Below are 23,106 nucleotides of genomic sequence, written 5' to 3' on the forward strand. Positions count from 1 at the left end.
GTAAACATATTCTCCTCTTGTTAATAAAATGTAGTTTTTTTATTCATAATATTGTGAAAAACTCAACATATTCTCTTAAGTAGGATTTATTATTATAAAACCCTAAATTTTAACAATGATATTAATCACATTAACAAATTTTAATATTAGTGGGGACCACTGTAAATTTGCCCTCAGAAAGTATTAAAATTTTTTAAAATGAAAAAAATATTATTAGCGGGTGCTGTTGCACTTTTTGGTTTATCAAACGCTCAGATTGCTAAAGGAACTACATATTTATCAGGATCTGTTGGTTATTCTCAAAAAGAAACTGACAATGGTAACTATAAAAAAGAAAACTTCAACGTATTACCTACAGTTGGATATTTCGTAAACACTAACTTAGCTGTTGGATTAGGTATCGGTTACGAAACTGAAAAGACAACTGAGACTTCAACTCTAACTACTCCTCTTGGGACTACTGTAAGCAAGGATATTACTAAGAAGCCTGCTTTCGTTGTTGCTCCATTCGTAAGAAAATACTGGACTTTGTCTGAGAAGTTATACATCTTCGGACAGTTAGCAGTGCCAATGCAGTTTGGAAAAACTGAAACTGAAAACAGTTCTGTAACTACTTCTGGAAATACTACTGCTTCTACTTCTACATCTACTGAAGCTAAATATACTCAGATTGGTGTTACTGTTAAGCCAGGTTTAGATTATTTCTTGAACAAGAACTGGTCTATCGAAGCTACTATCGGTGAGTTTGGTTACAACAACTACAAGCCAAAAGATGGTGATGCTACAAACAACTATAACTTCGGATTGAATTTATCTTCTGTAACTTTCGGAGTTAAATATGTATTTGCAAAGTAATAAACAAAGCATATAACAAGAAAGCCCTGAGAAACTCTTAGGGCTTTTTTCTATACAAAACTAATATAATAATCATGAAAAAAATCGTATTGATGGGCGCTGTTGCGCTTTTCGGTTTATCAAACGCACAGATTGCAAAAGGAACTTCTTATCTTTCAGGACAGGTAGGATATTATCACAGTGAAAAGGACGAATTCAGCACTATAAGAAAGGATGATGTGATCAGAATCCTTCCTACAGCTGGGTATTTCGTTACTACTAACTTAGCCGTGGGACTTGGTGTAGGCTATAAAAGTGCTGTTACAAAATACAAAGTGGGGAATGCAGCGATTAGCAATGTAATGGAAATTAAAGATACAGATAATGCTTTTGTAGTAGCTCCATTCGTAAGAAAATACTGGACTTTATCTGATAAGTTATACATCTTCGGACAATTACAGGTTCCATTGGAATTTGGCCAGGAAAAACTGGATTTTAACAATGAAGGTAATGGCGGAGATCCTATACTTTCCGCTCCGTTTACACAAAAAAATAATTACACCAATATTGGAGTTAATATCAAGCCGGGTCTGGATTATTTTATAACGAAGAACTGGTCAATTGAAGCAACAATAGGTGAATTCGGATACAATACTTACAAAAGAGACATAGATGGTGCCAGAAGAGCTGATGATTACAAATTTGGCATCAGTTTAACTTCCGTGACTTTTGGAGTTAAATATGTATTTACGAAATAATAAATAAAATATAGGTGTTAGTCCTGAGATTGTTATCTTAGGACTTCTTTAATAAAACTATTTAATAATCATGAAAAAAATCTTATTAGTGTCTGCAATCGCTTTATTTGCAGGTTTAAATGCACAGACTACATTCGGGGTAAAAGCAGGTTATGCTTTATCAAAATTAAATTCCAGTGAAGGGGATTTTGAATTTGGTGGATTTGAAGCAAGTTTAAAATCCAAGTCAGGGTTCTATGTTGGCGGTTTGGTTGAACATAAATTCAATAATAAGTTTGCCGTTCAGGGAGAGGTAGAATATGCCAATCTTGGCGGTAAAGCAGAAGTTGGAATATCAGGTACTGGTTTTACCTTAACTGAAAAGATGAACCTTAACAGAATCGTTATTCCCGTATCGGCAAGATATTATGCAACGCCGGAACTGGGAATTTATGCAGGTCCTTACGTAAGTTTTAAAACGAATAATAAAGTAAAATTTGAAGTAAGTGGTCCCAATGCCGGGATGGTAGATCCTTCAGGGCTTAAAGAAGGAGAGCGTTATTTAGAAAGACAACTGAATGATGGTCTAAAATCTACCGATTTTGGTTTATTCCTAGGGGCTGATTACAGCATTCATAAAGGATTGTTTGTAGATGCCCGTTACAGCTTTGGTCTTACCAATATGATCAAAAACCCTGTGGATGGTGAAACATTAAAAATGAATTTCTTCCAGTTGGGACTAGGGTATAAGTTTAAATAAACTCCTATTCAGAATAAAAACAAAAAACTCTCAGAATTTCTGAGAGTTTTTTTATGAATGATTTTGTCTTTTTATTTTCCCATTCCACCCATTCCAGGCATATTTGGCATCTTGCTCATCATCTGCATCATTTGCTTTCCTTGAGGACCCTGCATCATCTTCATCATTTTACCCATTTGATCGAATTGTTTCATTAGTTGATTCACATCTTCGATTTTTCTTCCGGCACCTTTAGCAATTCTTCCTTTTCTCTGAGTATTGATGATAGAAGGTCTTCTTCTTTCTTCAGGGGTCATAGAGTAGATAATCGCTTCAATGTGTTTAAATGCATCATCACTGATCTCTACATCTTTGATCGCTTTTCCAACCCCAGGAATCATTCCCATCAAGTCTTTCATATTACCCATCTTCTTGATCTGGTTGATCTGCTTTAGGAAATCATCAAAACCGAATTCGTTTTTAGCGATTTTTTTGTGAAGTTTTTTAGCTTCTTCTTCATCAAACTGCTCCTGAGCTCTTTCTACTAAGGAAACAACATCTCCCATTCCCAGGATTCTGTCCGCCATCCTTTCCGGGTAGAAAAGGTCTAAAGCTTCCATTTTTTCTCCTGTAGAGATGAACTTGATTGGTTTTTCAACAACAGAACGAATCGTTAAAGCGGCTCCACCACGGGTATCACCATCTAATTTTGTTAAAACAACCCCGTCAAAATTCAAAGCATCGTTGAATGCTTTTGCTGTATTCACAGCATCCTGACCTGTCATTGAATCAACAACGAATAGCGTTTCATTTGGTTTAATGAAGTAATGAACAGATTTAATCTCGTTCATCATCTGCTCATCAATTGCCAAACGACCTGCTGTATCCACGATCACAACATCATGACCGTTTGATTTTGCAAAATTAATTGCGTTTTCAGCAATCGTAGAAGGATTTGTAGAACCTTCTTCTGTGAAAACAGGAACCCCGATTTGTCCACCTAAAACTTTTAGCTGGTCAATTGCAGCAGGACGGTAAACGTCACATGCTACCAATAAAGGTTTTTTATTTCTTTTTGTTTGTAAATAATTAGCAAGCTTTCCTGAGAATGTAGTCTTACCAGAACCCTGAAGACCTGCAATAAGGATTACAGATGGCTTTCCTGAAAGATTGATTCCCTCCTGGGAACCTCCCATAAGGTCTACCAATTCATCATGAACAATTTTCGTCATCAGCTGTCCCGGCGTAAGGGAAGTAAGAACGTTTTCTCCTAATGCTTTATCCTGAACTCTTTTAGTAAGATCTTTTGCAACTTTATAGTTAACGTCGGCATCTACCAATGCTCTACGGATCTCCTTTACGGTTTCCGCTACATTGATTTCGGTAATTTTTCCTCTTCCGGAAATATTATGTAATGCCTTGTCTAATTTATCCTGTAAACTATTAAACATATTGATTGTAAATTATAGGTTTGCAAAAATAAGGAATTTTTAGCATATCTAAAGTGTCCGGGACGTAATATTATATAGATAAGAAAAAATGATATATATCAAATCTTATCATAATACGATAGAAAAAGTCTATTTTTGCGGTCAATTAAAATTTAGAATGAAAATCAATCCCAATATTCTTGTTGTCATTTTATTCTTTCTGACGTTCCTGGTGCATTTTTCCCTTTGGAAATTTGTTTTTCACCTGGATGAAGTGGTGATCATTAAATTTTATCTTTTTCTAAGCGTCATGTTTATGATGATGATCACGCTTATTATCCTAATCAATAGAGTAGCACCGGAATTTTTAGGATTGTCCGTCATTGGTTTGATTCTTTTAAAATTCGGTTTGATGTACTTAATCAGAAAAAAACTGAACTTTGAAGTGATTCCAGGCTATAAATTCCATTTTATTATACCTTATTTTGTCCTGACAGCCCTGCTTACATACTATGCGATCAAGCTGATTAATCATGATAAAAAACAGTAAAATAATTTATTGAAACTAGAAAAAATATCATATTTTTGCACAACGAAAAAAACCTATCAATGTTTAAGAAATTCGCAGTTTTATTCTACAGTATTTTTGTATTAAACTTAGTGTCTGCACAGCACGGTGAGGCTACTGCTGGGGCAGCTCCTGCTCAAGAGCTTTCAGAGAAAGATAAAGTGAGCAAAGAAAACAAAGAGTTCATCGATCATCACTTGTTGGATGCACATGATTTCACATTGATGGTTGATAAAGAAGGTCACCACATCGGTTTCCCTCTTCCTGTTATTGTATATGACAACGGTTTTCACTCTTTCATGAGTAACAAAGAAGGGTTCATGCACGGAGAGCCTACTGAAGTAGACGGTTCTTTTTATGTATTGCACCATGAAAAAATCTATAAGACAGATGCAGCTGGAACTTTAACACTTGGTGAAGACGGTCACCCAACTAATGAAAAACCACTAGATCTTTCTATTACAAAAAGTGTACTGATTATTTTATTAGTATCAATCTTTATGTTAGTGTTATTCGGTGGTATGGCTAAGTCTTATAAAAAATCAGTTGTTCCTACAGGTGCTGCGAGATTTTTAGAGCCATTAATTATTTTCGTAAGAGACGAGGTTGCTATTCCAAATATCGGGCATAAGTATAAGAGATTTATGGGTTATTTATTAACAGTGTTCTTCTTTATTCTTTTCCTTAACGTTTTAGGATTAATGCCTTTCGGAATCAATGTTACAGGTAATATTACAATGACATTCTTCCTTGCGATCCTTACTTATCTGATTACAACATTCTCAGCTAACAAAGATTACTGGAAACACATCTTCTGGATGCCGGGAGTACCAGTTCCAATGAAGTTGATTATGCTTCCTATCGAATTACTAGGAACAATCACAAAACCATTCGCTTTGATGATCCGACTTTTTGCAAACATGACTGCAGGTCACATCGTAGTAATGAGTTTGATCGGATTGATCTATGTATTCAAGAATTTTATCGCAGGTGTTGCATTCCCGTTCCTTACATTGGTAATTTATTTACTGGAAGTATTGGTAGCGTTCCTACAGGCTTATATCTTTACAATGTTATCAGCTCTGTTTATCGGAATGGCTGTAGAAGAGCACGAGCACGAACATCATGCAGCTCACTAATTGAAATTATAAATTAAAGTAAAACAAATTTTTTAAAATTATATATTATGGAAATCCCTAAAATTGTAGGTGCTGGTATCGTAGTACTAGGTGTAGGTATCGGTCTTGGTAAAATCGGAGCTGCTGCTCTTGAAGCTATCGCTAGACAACCTGAGCAATCTGGAAAAATCCAAACAGCTATGCTTATTGCAGCTGCACTTGTAGAAGGTGTTGCGTTTGCTGCTCTATTCGCAGTAAACTAATTAAAATCAGACCATTATCTGTGACGGTTGGTTACAGGTAATGGTTCTTTAAAAAAAGTAATAATTATTTATACATTTATATAATGGAATTAATTCATCAGTTTTCGTCAGGATTATTTATTATCCAGTCTGTTATTTTTCTAGCATTATTATTTTTGTTAGGTAAATTCGCTTGGAAACCTATTTTAAAGTCTATCAATGACAGAGAAACATCTATTGTTGACGCTCTTAATCAAGCTAAATTAGCTAGAAAAGAAATGGAAACTTTAAAAGAGGATAACGAAAGAATCATTCGTGAAGCTAAAATAGAAAGAGATGCTATCCTTAAAGAAGCTAGAGAAATTAAAGACAGAATCGTAGGGGAAGCTAAAGATGTTGCTAAAACGGAAGGAGACAGAATGATCGAAGCTGCTAAACAGACTATCAACGCTGAGAAAAATGCTGCTATGGCAGACATCAAAACTCAAATTGGTACTTTATCTGTGAACATTGCTGAGTCTATCTTGAAACAAAAATTAGACAACAGCGAAGCTCAAAACGAATTAGTTCAAAATTATTTAAACAAATCAAACCTTAACTAAGAATGCTTACATCTAAAGTAGCTAAAAGATACGCACAAGGTTTACTTGATTTCACAAATGAGTCAGGTCAAACGGCTACTGTATTTTCTGAAATGAAAGATGTAGTAAAGATCATGAAAGAGTCTGCGGACTTAAATAAATTTTTCATGACTCCTTACATCGATTCTAAAAAGAAAATAGAAGTAGCAAACGAAATTTTCAAAGGTTTATCTGTCTCTTCTCAGAATTTGATCAGATTGGTGATTAAGCATGGACGTGAAAACCAACTGAAAAATATCGCTCAGGAATTCATCAATAAAGTAGAAGACCTTAGTGGTATACAGAGAGTAACACTTACTACAGCAACTCCTCTTTCAAAAGAGAACCTTGATCAGATTTTAAGATCTACAAATCTTGTAAATGCTGATTCAAACTTTGATCTGAAAGTGAATGTGAAGCCAGAAATTCTTGGAGGATATGTTCTAAGAGTAGGTGACCAGCAGGTAGACGCGTCTGTGAAGACAAAATTGAACCAAGTTAAAAAAGATTTCCAATTAAATTAAGAAAAACAACCATACAATGGCAGAAATAAATCCGGCAGAAGTATCTGCGATCTTAAAACAGCAATTGGCCAACTTCGATACTCAATCAAACGTTGAGGAAGTAGGTACAGTTTTAACCATCGGTGATGGTATTGCTCGTGTATACGGGTTAGAAAACGTACAATACGGAGAGTTGGTGAAATTTTCTAGTGATGTAGAAGGTATTGTACTTAACCTTGAAGAAGACAACGTAGGTGTTGCTTTACTTGGTGAAAGTAAATTAGTAAAAGAAGGTGATACAGTAAGAAGAACAAACAGAATCTCTTCTATCAAAGTAGGAGAAGGTATGTTAGGAAGAGTAGTAGATACTCTTGGTAACCCTATCGATGGTAAAGGTCCTATTACTGGGGATTTATACGAAATGCCATTGGAAAGAAAAGCTCCTGGAGTTATCTTCAGACAGCCGGTAACTGAACCTTTACAGTCAGGTATCGTTGCAATTGATGCGATGATTCCTGTAGGAAGAGGACAAAGAGAGCTTATCATTGGTGACAGACAGACAGGTAAAACTACTGTTGCAATTGATACGATCATTAACCAAAGAGAATTTTTTGATGCAGGTAAGCCTGTATATTGTATATATGTTGCAATTGGTCAAAAAGCTTCTACAGTAGCACAAATCGTTAAAACGCTTTCTGATAAAGGAGCTTTAGCATATACTGTAATCGTTGCGGCTAATGCATCAGATCCAGTTCCAATGCAGGTATATTCTGCAATGGCAGGAGCTTCTATCGGTGAGTTCTTCAGAGACACTGGTAGACCAGCTTTGATCGTTTATGATGATTTATCTAAACAAGCTGTTGCTTACCGTGAGCTTTCTCTACTATTGAGAAGACCACCGGGCCGTGAAGCTTATCCTGGAGACGTTTTCTATCTTCACTCAAGATTATTGGAAAGAGCTGCAAAAGTTATCGCTGATGACAATATTGCTAGCCAGATGAATGATTTACCTGAGTCTTTAAGACCAATCGTAAAAGGTGGTGGTTCATTAACGGCACTTCCAATTATTGAAACTCAGGCTGGTGACGTTTCTGCATACATCCCTACCAACGTAATCTCTATTACAGACGGACAGATCTTCTTGGAGTCTGATCTATTCAACTCAGGGGTTCGTCCTGCGATCAACGTAGGTATCTCTGTATCGAGAGTAGGAGGTAATGCTCAGATTAAATCAATGAAAAAAGTATCTGGTACTTTGAAGCTAGACCAGGCTCAATATAAAGAACTAGAAGCGTTTGCTAAGTTCGGTTCTGACCTTGATGCTTCTACTTTAGCAGTTATTTCTAAAGGAGAAAGAAACGTAGAGATCCTTAAGCAGCCGGTAAATGCTCCACTTCCTGTAGACAGTCAGGTAGCAATCGTATATGCCGGAACAGAAAACTTAATGAGAAACGTTCCTATCAGAAAGATCAAAGAATTCCAACATGAGTACATCGAATTCCTAAGATCTAAGCACCCTGATACGATGGCTGCTATTAAAGCAGGTAAAATCGATAACGATATTACAGCAGTTCTTAAGCAGGCAGCTAACGATTTAGCTTCTAAATACAACTAAAAAATTCAATGTTTAAGGTTTAAAATAATGTTTTAAGCCTTAAACTTTAGACCTTAAACTTTGAACCCAAATTAATGGCAAACTTAAAAGAAATACGAGGCAGAATTACGTCAATTTCATCTACGATGCAGATTACACGTGCTATGAAAATGGTTTCGGCAGCGAAACTTAAAAAAGCACAGGATGCAATCGTAATGTTAAGACCTTATTCTGAAAAATTACAGGAGCTTATCCAGAATGTAAATTCTAGCTCAGATCCTGATCAGATTTCTGTATATGCTCAGAAAAGAGAGGTTAAAAGAATACTATTTATCGCTGTTACTTCAAACAGAGGTCTAGCAGGAGCTTTTAACTCTTCTATCGTAAAAGAGCTTAACCTTCAGTTCCAGAACAACTCTCAATACGAGATTGAAGTTCTGCCGGTAGGTAAAAAAGTATATGATGCTGTAAGAAGAAACCGTACGGTATATGCTAATGGAAGTTCTGTTTATGATAACCTGAACTTTGATATGGTAGCGAACATTACTGAAGGAGTAATGACCAGCTTCAGAGAAGGGAAATTTGACGAAGTATATGTTATTTATAACAAATTCGTGAATGCAGCAACTCAGGAAGTAACTACAGAAAAACTTCTTCCGATTTCAATGCCTGAAAACACTGAATCGCAGGTTGAAACAGATTATATCTTTGAACCTAACAGGGCTGAGATCCTGGATAATTTGATTCCAAAATCGATCAAAACTCAGGTTTTCAAATCAATCCTGGATTCAGTAGCATCTGAGCATGGAGCGAGAATGACTGCAATGCACAAAGCTACAGACAATGCAGAAGCATTGAGAAATGATCTGAAGATCTTCTACAACAAAGCAAGACAGGCTGCAATTACCAACGAAATCTTGGAAATTGTTTCCGGAGCAGAAGCTTTGAAAAATTCATAAAGAATTATTTTAAGATACAATGAAAAGCACCGAAATTATCGGTGCTTTTTTGTTTATATGAATGCTGAAACTGCTATTCGGTATCTAAAAATCATCTTTTTATAGATAAATGGAAGAATCCCCTCAATTACTTTTTTTATTGAAAAATAAGAGTGTTTTATCGCTTCATTTTTTCTAAAAAAAAATCCTTAACCAAAATTATCTATCCCGGATTCAGGTTATTTTTATTTTACATATCTTTGTACTTAATAAAATATATACAACCTCTAAATGGACTCGGACATAGTCAGGCTTTTGCTGGCCTTATTTCTTGTTTTACTAAATGGCTTCTTCGTAGCCGCAGAATTTTCAATTGTTAAAGTTCGTTATTCACAAATTCAGTTAAAAGCCGCAGAAGGCAATTCTATGGCTAAACAGGCAGAACATATCATCAAGCATCTTGATGAATATCTTTCCGCTACACAATTAGGAATTACATTGGCATCCCTTGCCCTTGGTTGGGTAGGAGAAAGTGCCCTGCATCATATTGTTGAAAACATTTTCACCTCTTTGAGTATTGATCTTACTCAGACAACAATTACTACAATTTCAGTAGTGACAAGTTTTGTGTTGATTACAATCATGCACATTGTATTTGGTGAGCTTATCCCAAAATCAATTGCGATCAGAAAATCTGAAGCAACTACAATGGCAACTGCTGTTCCCCTAAGAGTTTTTTACACGATTTTTAAACCGTTTATCTGGTTGATGAACTCAATGTCAAACGGTTTCCTGAGATTGGTTAAAATCCACCCGGCTTCCGAACAGGAAATTCACTCCACAGAAGAACTTCAGCTTTTGGTAAAACAAAGTGCTGACAGCGGGGAGATTGAAGAAGAGAACTACGAAATCATCAAAAATGCATTTGATTTTACGGATCATTCTGCTAAGCAGATCATGGTTCCAAGACAAAATATTACTTCCATAGATTTTGAAGAAGATGTGAATGATATCATCAATAAGATTATGGATAGCGGATATTCCCGTATTCCTGTATACATCGACTCCATTGATAATGTTATCGGGATTTTCTATACAAAAGAGATCATCAGGGAATTTGTAAAAAGAAAAGGAAATCTGGATCATGAAGATCTTAAAGATTTAATGCGTGATGCCTTTTTTGTTGTGGAAAGTAAAAAAGTTTCAGATTTACTGAAAACGTTCCAGCTTAAAAAACAGCATATCGCTATTGTTATCGACGAATTTGGTGGAACTGAAGGGATTATTACATTAGAAGATATTCTGGAAGAACTGGTAGGGGAAATTCAGGATGAAGAAGACGATGAAGAAAAAATCGTAGATAAAATATCAGATAATACGTATTGGGTACAGGCTACACAGCCTTTGGATGAAATCAATGAATTTTTACCTAAAAAACTGCCTCTTTCAGAAGAAAGTGAGTACAATTCATTAGCCGGATTCATTCTTTATGAGTTGGAAGACATCCCTGAAGAAAACCAGGAATTTGATCTTGAGGACTACCATTTCAAAATTCTGAAAATGAATAATAAAAGTGTGGAACTTGTAGAATTGGTCTATGAAGAACCCAATGCTATAGATCATTTGGCAGATAAAATTGGAGAAGTTTAAAACAAACAGTTAGAATGAATTTTTATAACAGCATAAAAGATTACGAAGACCCAAAACGCCAGTATGAGGAAGAAGTCCTCGTTCTGGATGATACGGATGAAGTCTATAAACTGGTACTGCATAATGATGATGTTCATACATTTGATTATGTAATAGACTGTCTGATCGAAATATGCAAACATACGCTTGAACAAGCTGAGCAATGTACGATTCTAGTTCACTACAAGGGCAAGTGTACCGTAAAAACAGGCTCAATGGATGTTTTAAAGCCTATGCATGAAAAATTAATTTCGCGCGAATTAACAAGCGAAATCGTATAAAATAAAAACCGGTAAGTTTCTTGCCGGTTTTTTTATTGAATCCGAAGGTGAAAGTTGAAGAATAACAATAAATGACAAAGAGTAGCAGTCTTCAGCAAAGTCTTTTAATCTTTAAATGCTTTAATCTTTTAATTTCTCAATACTCTTACATTGTCATATTTTATCTAAAATAGTATATTTGTACCAACTATAAAGAAACAAAAAAATAATGCTTGTAATAGGAATTGCCGGTGGTACAGGATCCGGCAAAACTACAGTTGTTGATAAGATACTTCAGCAGCTTGATATTGAAGGAATGAATATCCTTTCTCAGGATAATTATTATCATGACAACCAAGGTCTTACATTGACAGAAAGAGAAGCTCTTAATTATGACCATCCGAAATCAATAGACTTTGACCTACTGATAAAACATGTAAAAGCTTTAAAAAATAATGAGCCTATTGAACAGCCCATTTACAGCTTTGTTACTCATTCCAGAACAGGAGATCATGTCACTGTAGAACCTAAAAACGTATTGGTAGTAGAAGGAATTCTGGTTCTTACCAACAAAGAATTACTGAAAGAATTTGATTTGAAGGTATTTGTTCACGCAGATTCTGACGAAAGGCTGATCAGGAGGATCAGGAGAGATACCCAGGAAAGGGGAAGAGATCTGAGCGAAGTATTACACCGTTATCAGACTACATTGAAACCAATGCACCAGGAATTCATAGAGCCATCTAAAAATGATGCCGATCTTATTATCCCTAATATGAAGCAGAATTCCGTAGCGATTGATTTTTTAACTACTGTTATTAAAAACTCGTTGAAAAAACATTAAAAAAATGGAAGAAAACAACCTTATCAAAGACATTCAGCCGAAATCTGAAACATTCAAACTTATACAGAAATATGTTTTGAACAAGTATACCATTACGATCTGTCTGTTTTTGGTATGGATGATTTTTTTCGATAAAACCTCATTTCTTGTAATTAATGAACTCAATGGTGAGATCAGAAAATATGAAGAGCAGCTGGACTTTTACAAAAAAGAATACGAAAAAAATGATGCTTTTTATAAAAAACTGATGAACAACAAATCAGAGAAAGAAAAATACGCAAGAGAAAATTATTTCATGAAAAAACCGAATGAAGAGATCTTCATTTTGGTGGTAGACAGCACAAAAGTTGCTAAAAAGTAATAAAAGTTGAATAGAATTACGTTAATGACGAAAAGAATTTTTAGTTTTTAAAATTCACTTGCGAAGCAGAATTCACCATTGACCATTCACAAATAAAAAAGCTAATGTCAAATACAGATATATTTTCAAACTGGGAGAATTTAGTCAAAAAACAACTTAAGACAGAGGATATTTACCCAATTTTAGAAAAGCAGAATTTGGAAGGAATAGAAGTGAAGCCGTTTTACACGGAAGTTCAGAAGCCTTTGGTAAATCTGCCCAGAGTTGAAGAGAGTACCCATTTGGTAGCAAAATACCATGAAAGTTTAGAAGAAGAAGTATTTGCATTTATCCTTGATCATAACGTAGAAAATCTGGATCAGAAAACTCTTTTTGTCAATAACAAAGAATTGGCAGGGCACATCAGTCCCAAAGAAGAAGACCAGTATTTTTCATTGATTGACATTTTTAATGAAAAAGAAGGAAATATAGACGACCAGCTGGCTAAAGAATTACTGGCTAAAGACTTTAAAAGAAATATCTGTGTTGATATTTCACTGCATCAGAATGCCGGAGCAGCTATTTATCAACAGCTTGGTATTGCGCTCGCAAAAACTAAGGAGCTGGTAGAAGCTTATGGTGCTGAAATTTTGAATAAACTGATATTCAGAATAGCCGTAGGAGGAAATTATTTCTTTGAAATGGCAAAACTGAGAGCCTTTAAAATCATTTTCAACCAGCTTTCCAAAGAATATGGGATGGACGAAGTTCCATACATCTTTGCAGAGACTTCATTGAGAAATAAGGCTGTTTCTGATAATGAAAACAACCTGATCCGTTCTACATTAGAACTTGCTTCCGCAATGATCGGAGGAGCTGATGCTGTTTTTACCAATAATTATCTGGTAAACAGAAGTACGGATAATTCGGAAGAAATCTCTTTTAAACAACAGATTGTGCTGGCTTACGAAAGTATCATCAATGTATTTGAAGATGCAGCGAACGGAAGTTATTATATTGAGGATATTACAAAACAGTTTGCAGAAAAATCCTGGGCATTATTTGTTGAAATTGAAGAAGCAGGAGGTTACCTTGAATTGTTAAAACAAGGCATTATTCAGAAAAAGATCTATGATCATGCGGTTCAAGAACAACAATGGATTGAAGAGGGGAAAATAAAGCTGATTGGAGTGAATTTATACCCTAAATTAGACGTTAAAAAGTCTATAGGAGATCTTTACAACGAAAAAGAAATAAAAGCCGTTCGTTGGGCTGAAATGTTTGAGTAAATTTAATTGCTCCCACAGATTTCTCAGATGACACAGATTTTTACAGTACAACTGTAGAAACTAAATTATACACAAATGAATGAAAATGAGATAAGTTTTTATATCAGAAAATCTATTTTTTCTGTATATAATGAATTGGGACCAGGTTTATTAGAAAAAGTTTATGAGAAAGTCTTGGCATTTGAATTAAAAAATAACGGTTTAAGCGTTAAAACTCAAGTTCCAATACCCATAACATTTAAGGGAATTTTTATTGATTCAAGTTTTATTGCTGATATTATTGTTGAAGACAAAGTTATTATTGAAATAAAATCAATTCCTGAAATAATTAATGTTCATCACAAGCAGCTCCTAACCTACTTAAAATTAACCAAACTGAAATTAGGAATATTGGTTAATTTCAATACTGATTATATTGATAAAAGTATTATTCGAAAAATAAACGGAAACATTTAATAAGCACCATAATCTGTGCAATTTGTGAAATCTGTGGGAAACAAAATATCAACTAAAGAAATCCAAAACTATATCAATGCAAATCTGAATACGGATTTACATGCATTGCTGCTAAAAAAATCGCCTTTTCCGGAAGTTTCTATGCAGGAAATTGTACAGCAGATCAAAGGAAAGCAGGTTGCTGAAAGAAAATTTCCTTTTCTCTTAAAAGAAGGGATCATTTTTCCACCACAGCTTAACCTGGAGCAGGCATCATCAGAAAAAACGGCCCTTTATAAATCCAAAATATTGAAAGGGAGTACATTTATTGATCTTACGAGCGGTTTTGGTATTGATGCCTATTATCTGTCCCAAAACTTTGATCATGTCACTTTGGTAGAGCAGAATACAGAACTTTTAGAAATTGTTGAGCATAACTGGGGTACCTTAGGACGTCAGGCAAGTTTTATCAACAAAAAGCTTGAAGATTTTCTGAGCCAAAATCAGAAACATTTTGATGTTATTTACCTTGATCCCGCCAGAAGAGATCAGCAGAAAAACAAAGTTTTTCTTTTAGAAGACCTGTCTCCTGATATTCTCGAAATTCAGGGAAAATTGCAGTCTATTTCCGATCAGGTAATTATTAAACTCTCTCCGCTTATTGATCTTAAATATCTTGTATCAGTGCTGCCGGGTATTTCCAGAATAGAAATTATTGCCCTGAAAAATGATGTAAAAGAAGTTGTTATTTTTTTATCCAACGAAAATACAGATGAGATTATCTGCAGCTGTGTGAACCTTGAGAGTGGAGAATCTGGCTTTACCTTCAGATTTGGAGAAGAAGAAAGGGCAGAATCGGAATATTCTGAGCCTGAAAAATACATTTACATCCCCAATAACTCTATTTTGAAAGCAGGAGTTTTTAATTTGATTTCACAAAAATTCGGATTGAAAAAGCTTCATCCAAACAGTCATTTTTATACCTCTAGTGAAAAGAAGGAAGATTTTCCAGGAAGAATTTTGGAGATGGAACCGGTTGACTCTAAAAATATTAAGAAAAAAGAACAGTTTAATATCATTTCAAAAAATTACCCCTTAAAACCTGAAGAAATCAAGAAAAAATATGGGTTGAAAGATGGAGGAGATCATTACCTTATTTTTACACAATCCAAAAAAGGGAAAATAATATTAAAATCAGTATAAAAATGTTGCCGAAAAAAGCAGGATTTCTTACTTTTGGGCAATCAAAAATTTAAACATGAAATCGCCGCTGTTTGGATACATCAGAATAGGTTAAAATAGTGCGGTTTCATATGATCTTAAAAAAAATAATTTTACATATGAAAAAATTAGTTATATGTTTAGCAATTGCAACAGTAGCGGTAAGTTGTAAAAAAGTGCCAGCTGGTGGAAATAAAGGGACTTTGAAACTGGAAGAAGGAGTAGAAAGATATTCTGATGCTGCACAGGGAGAAGGTCACGGACATGCAGCTGCTGCAGAACATAAGGAAGAAGTTGCTGTAAAGCCAGAAGCTGTAGCTCCTAAAACAGACAGTACTGCTGCTGCAAAACCTGCTGAAACTGAAAAGGCTCCAAAAGCTGAACACTAATTAGAAGTACAAAATATATAAGTGCCCTGTTTTTGCAGGGCATTTTTTATTAAAAAAGATGGCTATAAAGCTCATTAGCATAAGGTTGGGAAAATCCTCCCTTTTTGTTTGTTCCTGCCGGGCATTTTTTTTAATTTTAACAAAATAAATTTTTACAATGCAAGAGACATTAAATTACATTAACGAAAACAAACAGCGTTTCGTGGATGAATTATTTGAGTTATTGAGAATTCCTTCTATTTCTGCAGATCCGGCGTATAAAGATGACGTTTTGAAATGTGCAGATGTAGTGGCGGCGCACCTTAAAAATGCAGGAGCTGATAATGTTGAAGTTTGCCAGACTAAAGGCTATCCAATTGTTTTCGGAGAGAAAATTTTAGATAAAAGTTTACCTACAGTATTGGTGTATGGACATTATGATGTTCAGCCGGCAGATCCATTAGAATTATGGACAAAACCACCTTTTGAACCTTATATTGAAAAAACGGAATTACACCCTGATGGAGCCATTTTTGCAAGAGGTTCTGCGGATGACAAAGGACAGTTCTTCATGCATCTGAAAGCTTTTGAAGCTATGATGAAAACCAATGCTCTTCCTTGTAACGTTAAATTTATCTTAGAAGGAGAAGAAGAAGTAGGTTCTGTAAGCTTAGGAGACTGGGTGAATGAAAATAAAGAGAAGTTAACTTGCGATTGTATCTTAATTTCCGATACTCATATTTACAGTAATGAACAGCCAACGGTTACAACAGGGTTGAGAGGTTTAAGCTATGTAGAAGTAGAAGTGGAAGGTCCAAACAGAGATTTGCATTCAGGTCTTTACGGTGGGGCAGTTCCAAACCCTATTCACGTTCTTTCAAGAATGATCGCTAATCTGATTGATGAAAACGGTCATATTACAATTGACGGGTTCTATGATAATGTAGAAACGGTTTCAGATGCAGACAGAGCTGATATGAACAAATTGAAAGACAATCCTGAAGAATTCAAAAAATCAATTGGATTAAGTAATATAGAAGGAGAAAAAGGATATACAACTTTAGAAAGAACATCTATCCGTCCTACTTTAGACTGCAACGGAATCTGGGGTGGTTATACCGGAGAAGGTGCAAAAACAGTCATTCCTTCCAAAGCTTTTGCTAAAATTTCAATGCGTTTGGTTCCTTACCAGACTCCTCAGGAAATCACGGAAAAATTCACGAAATATTTTGAAAAAATCGCTCCGGATACCGTAAAAATTAAAGTAACGCCTCACCATGGAGGAATGCCTTATGTTTTACCAACCAATACCAAAGAATTTGCAGCGGCAAAACAGGCGATGGAATCCGCATTCGGAAAAGAAGTTCTTCCATACAGAGGAGGAGGTAGTATTCCAATTACAGCGATGTTTGAGCAGGTTTTAGGAGCTAAGTCTGTATTGATGGGCTTCGGGTTGGATTCTGATGCGATCCACTCTCCAAACGAACATTATGGATTATTTAATTTCTATAAAGGAATTGAAAGTATTCCGTTGTTCTTTGAAAATTATTCAAAGTAATTAAACGAAAATAAGATAAGGTAAGGTATTTCTGGAAAGAGATACCTTATTTTTTTGTTCCTGATTGAGCTGTTTTATCTTTGTGGAAAGACGTTTTTAATAGATTTGAAAATTAAATTCACTGAGAATAAAAGCGTTATTTTTTATTTGCAATAAGTTATTTCACCATTCGAGGAAAGTTTATATTTTTAATACAAAACTTGATTTACTATGAAAAAATACTACTCAATTGCGTTTTTGCTATTGTCAGCCTGCGTTTTTGCACAACAGACTATATCCTTTGAGTTCAATGAAGGATTCAACGTTGGTGATATCCATGGCCAGGCAGGATGGATCAGCACTCCCACAGGAGGAGTTCCTGCAAATGTAACCCATCAGGCCATCAGTGTAGATAAAGCCAGCGACGGAAGCAGTTCCCTCAAAATTGTAAAAGAAGCCACCTACGGAACCCAGTCTGATCCTATTATCGGAGGCTTTTATAACCTGCCGGCACCTCTTGCTTACAACAACTTTTCCGTATCATTTGATATCAATATATCGCAGCTCAACGGCTCTGATTTTGGTTTTCAGGGAGTAAATAGCGTTGATGATCAGCCTGTAGTGAGATTGGATTTTGATAAAACCGGATTGTTCAAGATTCTGAATACAGTATCCGGCATACAGGATTTGATTTCAATATCTTCAAACTGGCTGCCTAATATCTGGTATAGAGTAAAAGTCATAGGAACTGCCACAGATGTCAGGTATTACCTCAATAATATTCTTATTTATACAGGAACTGCTGCAAGTTCAGTGAATATAGACCAGCTGCGTTTTGTGCATAATAATGTCCTGGGATCAGCCTATATTGATAATATTAAAGTAAATAGTGAACTATTGGTTTTAGGGATTAAAGATTCCAGAGTTACCACCAAAGAGATATCAGTTTACCCTAATCCTGCAACTGATTTTATCCATATTAATTCTCTTAGTACAGTAAAAAGTATTGAAATCTATGACGAGTCAGGAAAGCTGATAAAAACTGAAAAGAACAATAGCAGAATGGATGTAAGAGGGCTTTCTGCAGGTGTATATATGGTTAATATCAAAACTGAAGGAAGGAATTTTACAGAAAAAGTAATCATCAGATAAATTATTAATTGATTCTGAAAACCTGTATTCTTTCTATACTGCGACTGTATTTATGGATGATTTTTTTGAAATGATGCTTTTCTTTAGGTTTAATATCTTTATTTGTTTAAGTTAAAATATATTATGTTAATTATTGATTTGGTTTAAAATATTCGCTGATTTTGTCTTTTTGATTAAAATACATATATTTGCTCAAAACTAAAAAATATCATGAAAAAACTTTACATTTTCGCAATTTCGTTGATTTCCTTATCATCTTATGCCCAGCAGACTATCTCTTTTGAAGCCAGTGAAGGATATACAACAGGAAATATTAATGGGCAGCAGGGTTGGATTACTACAAATGATGGAGGGACTCCACCAGTATATTTGACAAGCCAATTGGTATCAGCTGAAATGGCAAGCCAGGGTTCAAATAGTTTAAAAATAACACCAGATTTACCTTATGGACCACAACAAAGCCCTGTAATGGGTGGTTTCTATACCTTTACTACACCATTAACCTATAATAGCTTTACACAATCATTTGACGTAAGACTTACGCAAAAAAGTTCATCAAGCTCAGATTTTGTGTTCAGAACAGTGAGTACAACAGGAGCTGGAGGAATCGTTACTTATATTGATTTTTCTTATGATGGAAGTATTTTAATTGCTACAGCAGGATCTGGTAATTTGGTAAATACAAACCAAACCTGGAATGCCAATACCTGGTACAGAGTAAAAATAGTTTCTACGGCCACAGGAATTCAATATTTCCTGAATGATGCTCTGATCTATACAGGACAACCGTTCAGTAATAATAATATCAATAGAATGGATTTTGTGCATGATAATTATGGAGGTTCTGCCTATATCGATAATATCAAAATCAATAATGAAGCATCACTATCTACAAGAGATGCTGTTAAAAACGATGTGAAACTATCCATTTATCCAAATCCTGCTACTGAAGTGATAAAAATTACAACTCCTAACAAGATAAAACATGTTGAAGTATATGATATGTCAGGAAAAAGAGTAGATGTAACCTTAAGCGGTGATCAGGTGAATGTAAGAAACTTATCTTCCGGAGCCTATTTACTGAATGTAGAAACGGAAGGAAGAAACTTCACAGAGAAATTTATAAAAAAATAAATCCTGATAAATCTTAGTATCAGTAAAACGCTCCAATTGGAGCGTTTTTGTTATTTTAGAGAATTAAAATCGGGAATCAATGGCAGAGAATAAAACAGCTTATATAACAGGAGGAACCAAAGGAATTGGTTTCGGAATTGCTAAAATTTTACTTGAAAATGGAATCTCAGTAGCATTTTCAGGAAGAAAACGAGAAGATGTCATGAAGGCGGAAGAAGAACTTAAACAATATTCAGAAAATGTTTTGGGAATTGTTTCTGACGTAAGAAGCCTGGAAAGCGAGCAGGAAGCAGTAAAATATACTGTTGAAAAGTTTGGAAGACTGGATTATATCATTGCTAATGCAGGATTAGGCATTTTTAAACCCGTAGATGAACTCACTGCGGAAGAATGGAATGATATGATAGAAACCAATCTTACGGGTGTTTTCTATACCTTAAAAGCATCTGTAGAAGAACTGAAAAAGACAGAAGGTTACTATGTTACCATCTCAAGTCTCGCAGGTGCTAACTTCTTTGAAAACGGAACAGGATACAATGCCTCAAAATTCGGAGTGGTAGGTTTTACACAGGCTGCAATGATCGATTTAAGGAAATATAATATCAAGTCTACGGTGATTATGCCGGGTTCGGTGGCAACTCATTTTAATGGAAATATTCCGTCTGAAAAAGACAGTTGGAAGATTCAGCCCGAAGATATGGGGAATCTCATATTGGATATTTTAAAGATGAATCCAAGGGTTTTGCCAAGTAAAATAGAGTTTAGGGCAACAAAACCAGCCAAGTAACTACATCTAATGTATTGAATAATAATTTAATAAGTATTATGCATGCATAATATATTTTTTATTTATATTAGCAAAAATTAATTCAAACAAAATCTCTGCATAAACTGTCATGATTTTATGCATCAAAGGGAAAAAATAAAATAGTACACGTGAAACCTTAAGGTTACATATGACCAATAAAAAATTAAGAACAACATATGAAAATATTAGTTTGCATTAGTAGTGTTCCGGATACTACTTCCAAAATTAACTTTACAGCAGATAAATCTGCTTTCGACAAAAACGGAATTCAGTGGGTAATCAACCCGTTAGACGAATTTGCGTTGACAAAAGCGGTTAAACTTCAGGAATCTCAGGGAGCAACAGTAACAGTAATCAACGTAGGAGATGCTGCTACAGAACCTGTAATCAGAAAAGCGTTAGCAATTGGTGCTAATGATGCTGTAAGAGTAAATCTTGATCCTAAAGACAGCTATTCTACAGCAAAAGAAATTGCAGCTGTAGCTCAAAACGGAGGATATGACCTTATCCTTTGCGGAAAAGAATCTATCGACTATAACGGGGGTTCTGTTCCGGGAATGGTGGCTCAGCTATTGAATCAGCCTTTCGTAAACGCTTCAGTAGGATTAGATGTAAACGGAAGTGAAGCTACTGCAGTAAGAGAAATTGAAGGAGGAAAAGAAACTATTTCTGTGAAATTACCGGCTATCATTGCAGGTCAGAAAGGATTGGTAGATGAAAAAGACCTTATCATCCCGAATATGAGAGGAATTATGTCTGCAAGAACAAAACCTTTACAGGTAGTAGAGCCTACTTCTTCAGAAGTAAAAGTTCAGGGAGTATCTTATGACAGCGTTCCGCCAAGAGCAGCTGTGAAAATGGTTTCTCCTGACAACCTGGATGAATTGGTAAGATTACTTCACGAAGAAGCGAAAGTAATCTAATCTTTAAATTTTTCAATCTTTTTAATTTTTAAATGTAAAACAATGGCAGTATTCGTATACGCAGAAAATATAAACGGAGTTTACAAAAAAGCAGCTTTTGAAGCAGTTTCTTATGCTAAAGCTGTTGCTGATAAAGCTGGAGATACCGTTACGGCAATCTCTGTAAACCCAACAGATTCTTCAGATTTATTATACAAATATGGAGCATCAAACGTCATCAATATTAAAGACGAAGGTCTTAAAAACTTCTCAGCAAAAGCGTTCGCACAGGCTGTAAGTGAAGTAGCAGACGGAAACATTATCGTTTTCCCTCACACAACTGATGCTTCTTCAATTGCTCCTATGCTTGCTGTAATGAAGAACTATTCTTTAATTACTAACGCTTTGGAAGCTCCTGAAAGCCTTTCTCCTTTCCAGGTAAGGAGAAGAGCATTCTCAGGAAAAGGTTTTATGCATGCAAAAGCTGAAGGAAACGGAGTAATCGTTACGGTTTCTCAAAACGCTTTCGGTGTTAAAGAAAATGCAGTATCAGGTTCAGAGGAAGTGAAAAATTTATCAGTAGCTAATGAAGATACTAAAGTGATCTCTCACGAGCAGAGCTCAGGAAAATTAGACCTTAAAGAAGCAGAAGTTGTTGTTTCTGCTGGTAGAGGGATGAAAGGACCTGAAAACTGGGGAATGATTGAAGATTTAGCAAACGTTTTAGGAGCAGCTACAGCATGTTCTAAACCGGTTTCTGATATCGGATGGAGACCTCACACAGAACACGTAGGGCAAACAGGTAAAGCTATTTCTCCGAATCTTTACATTGCTGTAGGGATTTCAGGGGCAATTCAGCACCTTGCCGGTGTAAACTCTTCAAAAACTATCGTAGTAATCAACAGCGATCCTGAAGCACCATTCTTCAAGTCTGCTGATTATGGGGTAGTAGGAGATGCTTTCCAGATTATTCCTGCATTAACAGAGAAAATTAAAGCAATAAAAGGATAAGAAAGTGAATTGTGAATAGTCAATTCGCTTTGCCCGTCAATTTTTAATTAAATAATTCACTCGCGAAGCAAAATTCACTATTGACGTTTGACAATCATCAACAATACAGATAAAAGCTCGGCTTTCCGGGCTTTTATTTTTGCGTAAAAAAGTAAAATCACAATGAAAAATTAATCTATATTTGTAGTTATGGATTATAAGCAGCTAATTATTCGCGGAATATCGTACAGCCAGACACAATCAGGGGCGTACGCATTGTTACTGGAGCATGAAGAAACACACATAAAATTACCTGTTGTTATAGGAAATTTCGAAGCCCAGTCTATCTCTCTCGGATTGGAAAAAGATATTCATCCGCCGCGTCCTCTTACTCATGATTTATTTACAAAATTTATAGTCTCTGCCAACTATGAACTGATCTCTGTGATCATTTATCAGATTGTAGACGGAGTATTCTTCTCCAATATCAACTTTAAAAATAAAGTGAACGATGAAGAATTGATCCTTGATGCCAGAACTTCAGATGCTGTTGCAATGGCAGTAAGATTTGATGCGCCGATATTTACCACACAGCAGGTTCTGAATGAAGCCGGGATCTTATTAGAACTGGAAGATGTTGCCAAAGAAGACCAGTCTTTCTCAGAAACTGTACAGACAGAAGACAACTTAAAATCTCTTTCTATGGAAGAACTTCAGAAATTACTGGAGGATGCCGTTAAAGAAGAAGACTATGATACTGCTCTTGAAATCCAGGAAGAAATCAAGAGAAGGAAAAAGACAATTGACTAAAGAG

The 23,106-nt window shown here is 35.3% G+C and carries 26 protein-coding genes; 25 read left to right on the forward strand and 1 reads right to left on the reverse strand.

Annotation, left to right across the window (positions count from 1 at the left end; all coding sequences use genetic code 11):
* Nucleotides 1-198: 198 nt before the first annotated feature.
* From ACLMCG_RS00540 to ACLMCG_RS00550, 3 genes are all read left to right on the forward strand, one after another.
* A complete protein-coding gene (locus ACLMCG_RS00540; protein ID WP_223600812.1) occupies nt 199-855 on the forward strand; it encodes an outer membrane beta-barrel protein in 657 nt (218 codons plus the stop codon).
* A gap of 74 nt (nt 856-929) precedes the next feature.
* Complete coding sequence (locus ACLMCG_RS00545) at nt 930-1,592, forward strand: outer membrane beta-barrel protein (protein WP_413958389.1); 663 nt, start codon at nt 930-932, stop codon at nt 1,590-1,592.
* A gap of 70 nt (nt 1,593-1,662) precedes the next feature.
* Nucleotides 1,663-2,331: a porin family protein gene (locus ACLMCG_RS00550; protein ID WP_413958390.1), complete on the forward strand. Its 669-nt coding sequence runs from the start codon at nt 1,663-1,665 to the stop codon at nt 2,329-2,331.
* 71 nt (nt 2,332-2,402) lie between these two features.
* On the opposite strand, the gene ffh is transcribed toward ACLMCG_RS00550, so the two are convergent.
* A complete protein-coding gene (gene ffh / locus ACLMCG_RS00555; protein ID WP_047374403.1) occupies nt 2,403-3,761 on the reverse strand; it encodes a signal recognition particle protein in 1,359 nt (452 codons plus the stop codon).
* Between the two features lie 157 nt (nt 3,762-3,918).
* On the opposite strand from ffh, the gene ACLMCG_RS00560 reads away from it, so the two are divergent.
* The 22 genes from ACLMCG_RS00560 (at nt 3,919) to ACLMCG_RS00665 (ending at nt 23,102) form a co-directional block, all read left to right on the forward strand.
* Complete coding sequence (locus ACLMCG_RS00560) at nt 3,919-4,290, forward strand: hypothetical protein (RefSeq protein WP_223600809.1); 372 nt, start codon at nt 3,919-3,921, stop codon at nt 4,288-4,290.
* 59 nt (nt 4,291-4,349) lie between these two features.
* Nucleotides 4,350-5,447 carry a F0F1 ATP synthase subunit A gene (gene atpB, locus ACLMCG_RS00565; RefSeq protein WP_047425399.1) on the forward strand — a complete coding sequence of 366 codons (1,098 nt, stop codon included), beginning with the start codon at nt 4,350-4,352 and terminating at the stop codon, nt 5,445-5,447.
* A 47-nt stretch (nt 5,448-5,494) separates the two neighbouring features.
* The gene (gene atpE / locus ACLMCG_RS00570; RefSeq protein ID WP_002979108.1) at nt 5,495-5,689 is read left to right on the forward strand and encodes an ATP synthase F0 subunit C; all 195 of its coding nucleotides are present in this window, start codon (nt 5,495-5,497) and stop codon (nt 5,687-5,689) included.
* Between the two features lie 83 nt (nt 5,690-5,772).
* Nucleotides 5,773-6,270 carry a F0F1 ATP synthase subunit B gene (locus ACLMCG_RS00575; protein ID WP_047374409.1) on the forward strand — a complete coding sequence of 166 codons (498 nt, stop codon included), beginning with the start codon at nt 5,773-5,775 and terminating at the stop codon, nt 6,268-6,270.
* A gap of 2 nt (nt 6,271-6,272) precedes the next feature.
* The gene (gene atpH, locus ACLMCG_RS00580; RefSeq protein ID WP_223600808.1) at nt 6,273-6,812 is read left to right on the forward strand and encodes an ATP synthase F1 subunit delta; all 540 of its coding nucleotides are present in this window, start codon (nt 6,273-6,275) and stop codon (nt 6,810-6,812) included.
* Between the two features lie 16 nt (nt 6,813-6,828).
* Nucleotides 6,829-8,406: a F0F1 ATP synthase subunit alpha gene (gene atpA / locus ACLMCG_RS00585; RefSeq protein ID WP_223600807.1), complete on the forward strand. Its 1,578-nt coding sequence runs from the start codon at nt 6,829-6,831 to the stop codon at nt 8,404-8,406.
* Between the two features lie 74 nt (nt 8,407-8,480).
* Nucleotides 8,481-9,344: an ATP synthase F1 subunit gamma gene (atpG, locus tag ACLMCG_RS00590; RefSeq protein ID WP_413958391.1), complete on the forward strand. Its 864-nt coding sequence runs from the start codon at nt 8,481-8,483 to the stop codon at nt 9,342-9,344.
* A 270-nt stretch (nt 9,345-9,614) separates the two neighbouring features.
* Complete coding sequence (locus ACLMCG_RS00595) at nt 9,615-10,973, forward strand: hemolysin family protein (RefSeq protein ID WP_413958392.1); 1,359 nt, start codon at nt 9,615-9,617, stop codon at nt 10,971-10,973.
* Nucleotides 10,974-10,987: 14 nt separating this feature from the next.
* A complete protein-coding gene (locus ACLMCG_RS00600) occupies nt 10,988-11,293 on the forward strand; it encodes an ATP-dependent Clp protease adaptor ClpS (RefSeq protein WP_052186520.1) in 306 nt (101 codons plus the stop codon).
* 208 nt (nt 11,294-11,501) lie between these two features.
* A complete protein-coding gene (gene udk / locus ACLMCG_RS00605) occupies nt 11,502-12,116 on the forward strand; it encodes a uridine kinase (RefSeq protein ID WP_129057369.1) in 615 nt (204 codons plus the stop codon).
* Between the two features lie 4 nt (nt 12,117-12,120).
* Nucleotides 12,121-12,477 (forward strand): FtsB family cell division protein, encoded by a 357-nt coding sequence (locus ACLMCG_RS00610; RefSeq protein WP_047374422.1) that lies wholly within the window; start codon nt 12,121-12,123, stop codon nt 12,475-12,477.
* Nucleotides 12,478-12,581: 104 nt separating this feature from the next.
* The gene (locus tag ACLMCG_RS00615; RefSeq protein WP_413958393.1) at nt 12,582-13,745 is read left to right on the forward strand and encodes a methylmalonyl-CoA mutase family protein; all 1,164 of its coding nucleotides are present in this window, start codon (nt 12,582-12,584) and stop codon (nt 13,743-13,745) included.
* A 75-nt stretch (nt 13,746-13,820) separates the two neighbouring features.
* Nucleotides 13,821-14,201, forward strand: a complete 381-nt coding sequence (locus ACLMCG_RS00620) for a GxxExxY protein (RefSeq protein WP_413958394.1) — start codon at nt 13,821-13,823, stop codon at nt 14,199-14,201.
* A gap of 33 nt (nt 14,202-14,234) precedes the next feature.
* The gene (locus tag ACLMCG_RS00625; protein ID WP_413958395.1) at nt 14,235-15,383 is read left to right on the forward strand and encodes a class I SAM-dependent methyltransferase; all 1,149 of its coding nucleotides are present in this window, start codon (nt 14,235-14,237) and stop codon (nt 15,381-15,383) included.
* Nucleotides 15,384-15,520: 137 nt separating this feature from the next.
* Nucleotides 15,521-15,790: a hypothetical protein gene (locus ACLMCG_RS00630; RefSeq protein WP_223600800.1), complete on the forward strand. Its 270-nt coding sequence runs from the start codon at nt 15,521-15,523 to the stop codon at nt 15,788-15,790.
* 157 nt (nt 15,791-15,947) lie between these two features.
* Nucleotides 15,948-17,327, forward strand: coding sequence for a dipeptidase (locus ACLMCG_RS00635; protein WP_223600799.1), 1,380 nt, complete (start codon nt 15,948-15,950; stop codon nt 17,325-17,327).
* 210 nt (nt 17,328-17,537) lie between these two features.
* The gene (locus ACLMCG_RS00640; RefSeq protein WP_413958396.1) at nt 17,538-18,458 is read left to right on the forward strand and encodes a T9SS type A sorting domain-containing protein; all 921 of its coding nucleotides are present in this window, start codon (nt 17,538-17,540) and stop codon (nt 18,456-18,458) included.
* 210 nt (nt 18,459-18,668) lie between these two features.
* The gene (locus tag ACLMCG_RS00645; protein ID WP_413958397.1) at nt 18,669-19,592 is read left to right on the forward strand and encodes a T9SS type A sorting domain-containing protein; all 924 of its coding nucleotides are present in this window, start codon (nt 18,669-18,671) and stop codon (nt 19,590-19,592) included.
* A 79-nt stretch (nt 19,593-19,671) separates the two neighbouring features.
* A complete protein-coding gene (locus ACLMCG_RS00650; RefSeq protein WP_413958398.1) occupies nt 19,672-20,379 on the forward strand; it encodes an SDR family oxidoreductase in 708 nt (235 codons plus the stop codon).
* Between the two features lie 197 nt (nt 20,380-20,576).
* Nucleotides 20,577-21,323, forward strand: a complete 747-nt coding sequence (locus tag ACLMCG_RS00655; RefSeq protein WP_065398045.1) for an electron transfer flavoprotein subunit beta/FixA family protein — start codon at nt 20,577-20,579, stop codon at nt 21,321-21,323.
* A 42-nt stretch (nt 21,324-21,365) separates the two neighbouring features.
* Nucleotides 21,366-22,313 carry an electron transfer flavoprotein subunit alpha/FixB family protein gene (locus ACLMCG_RS00660; protein WP_413958399.1) on the forward strand — a complete coding sequence of 316 codons (948 nt, stop codon included), beginning with the start codon at nt 21,366-21,368 and terminating at the stop codon, nt 22,311-22,313.
* A gap of 189 nt (nt 22,314-22,502) precedes the next feature.
* Nucleotides 22,503-23,102 (forward strand): bifunctional nuclease family protein, encoded by a 600-nt coding sequence (locus ACLMCG_RS00665; protein WP_047425437.1) that lies wholly within the window; start codon nt 22,503-22,505, stop codon nt 23,100-23,102.
* Nucleotides 23,103-23,106: the final 4 nt, after the last annotated feature.

It is taken from the genome of Chryseobacterium sp. S90 (assembly GCF_047444895.1).
In the GTDB taxonomy this organism is placed as follows: domain Bacteria; phylum Bacteroidota; class Bacteroidia; order Flavobacteriales; family Weeksellaceae; genus Chryseobacterium.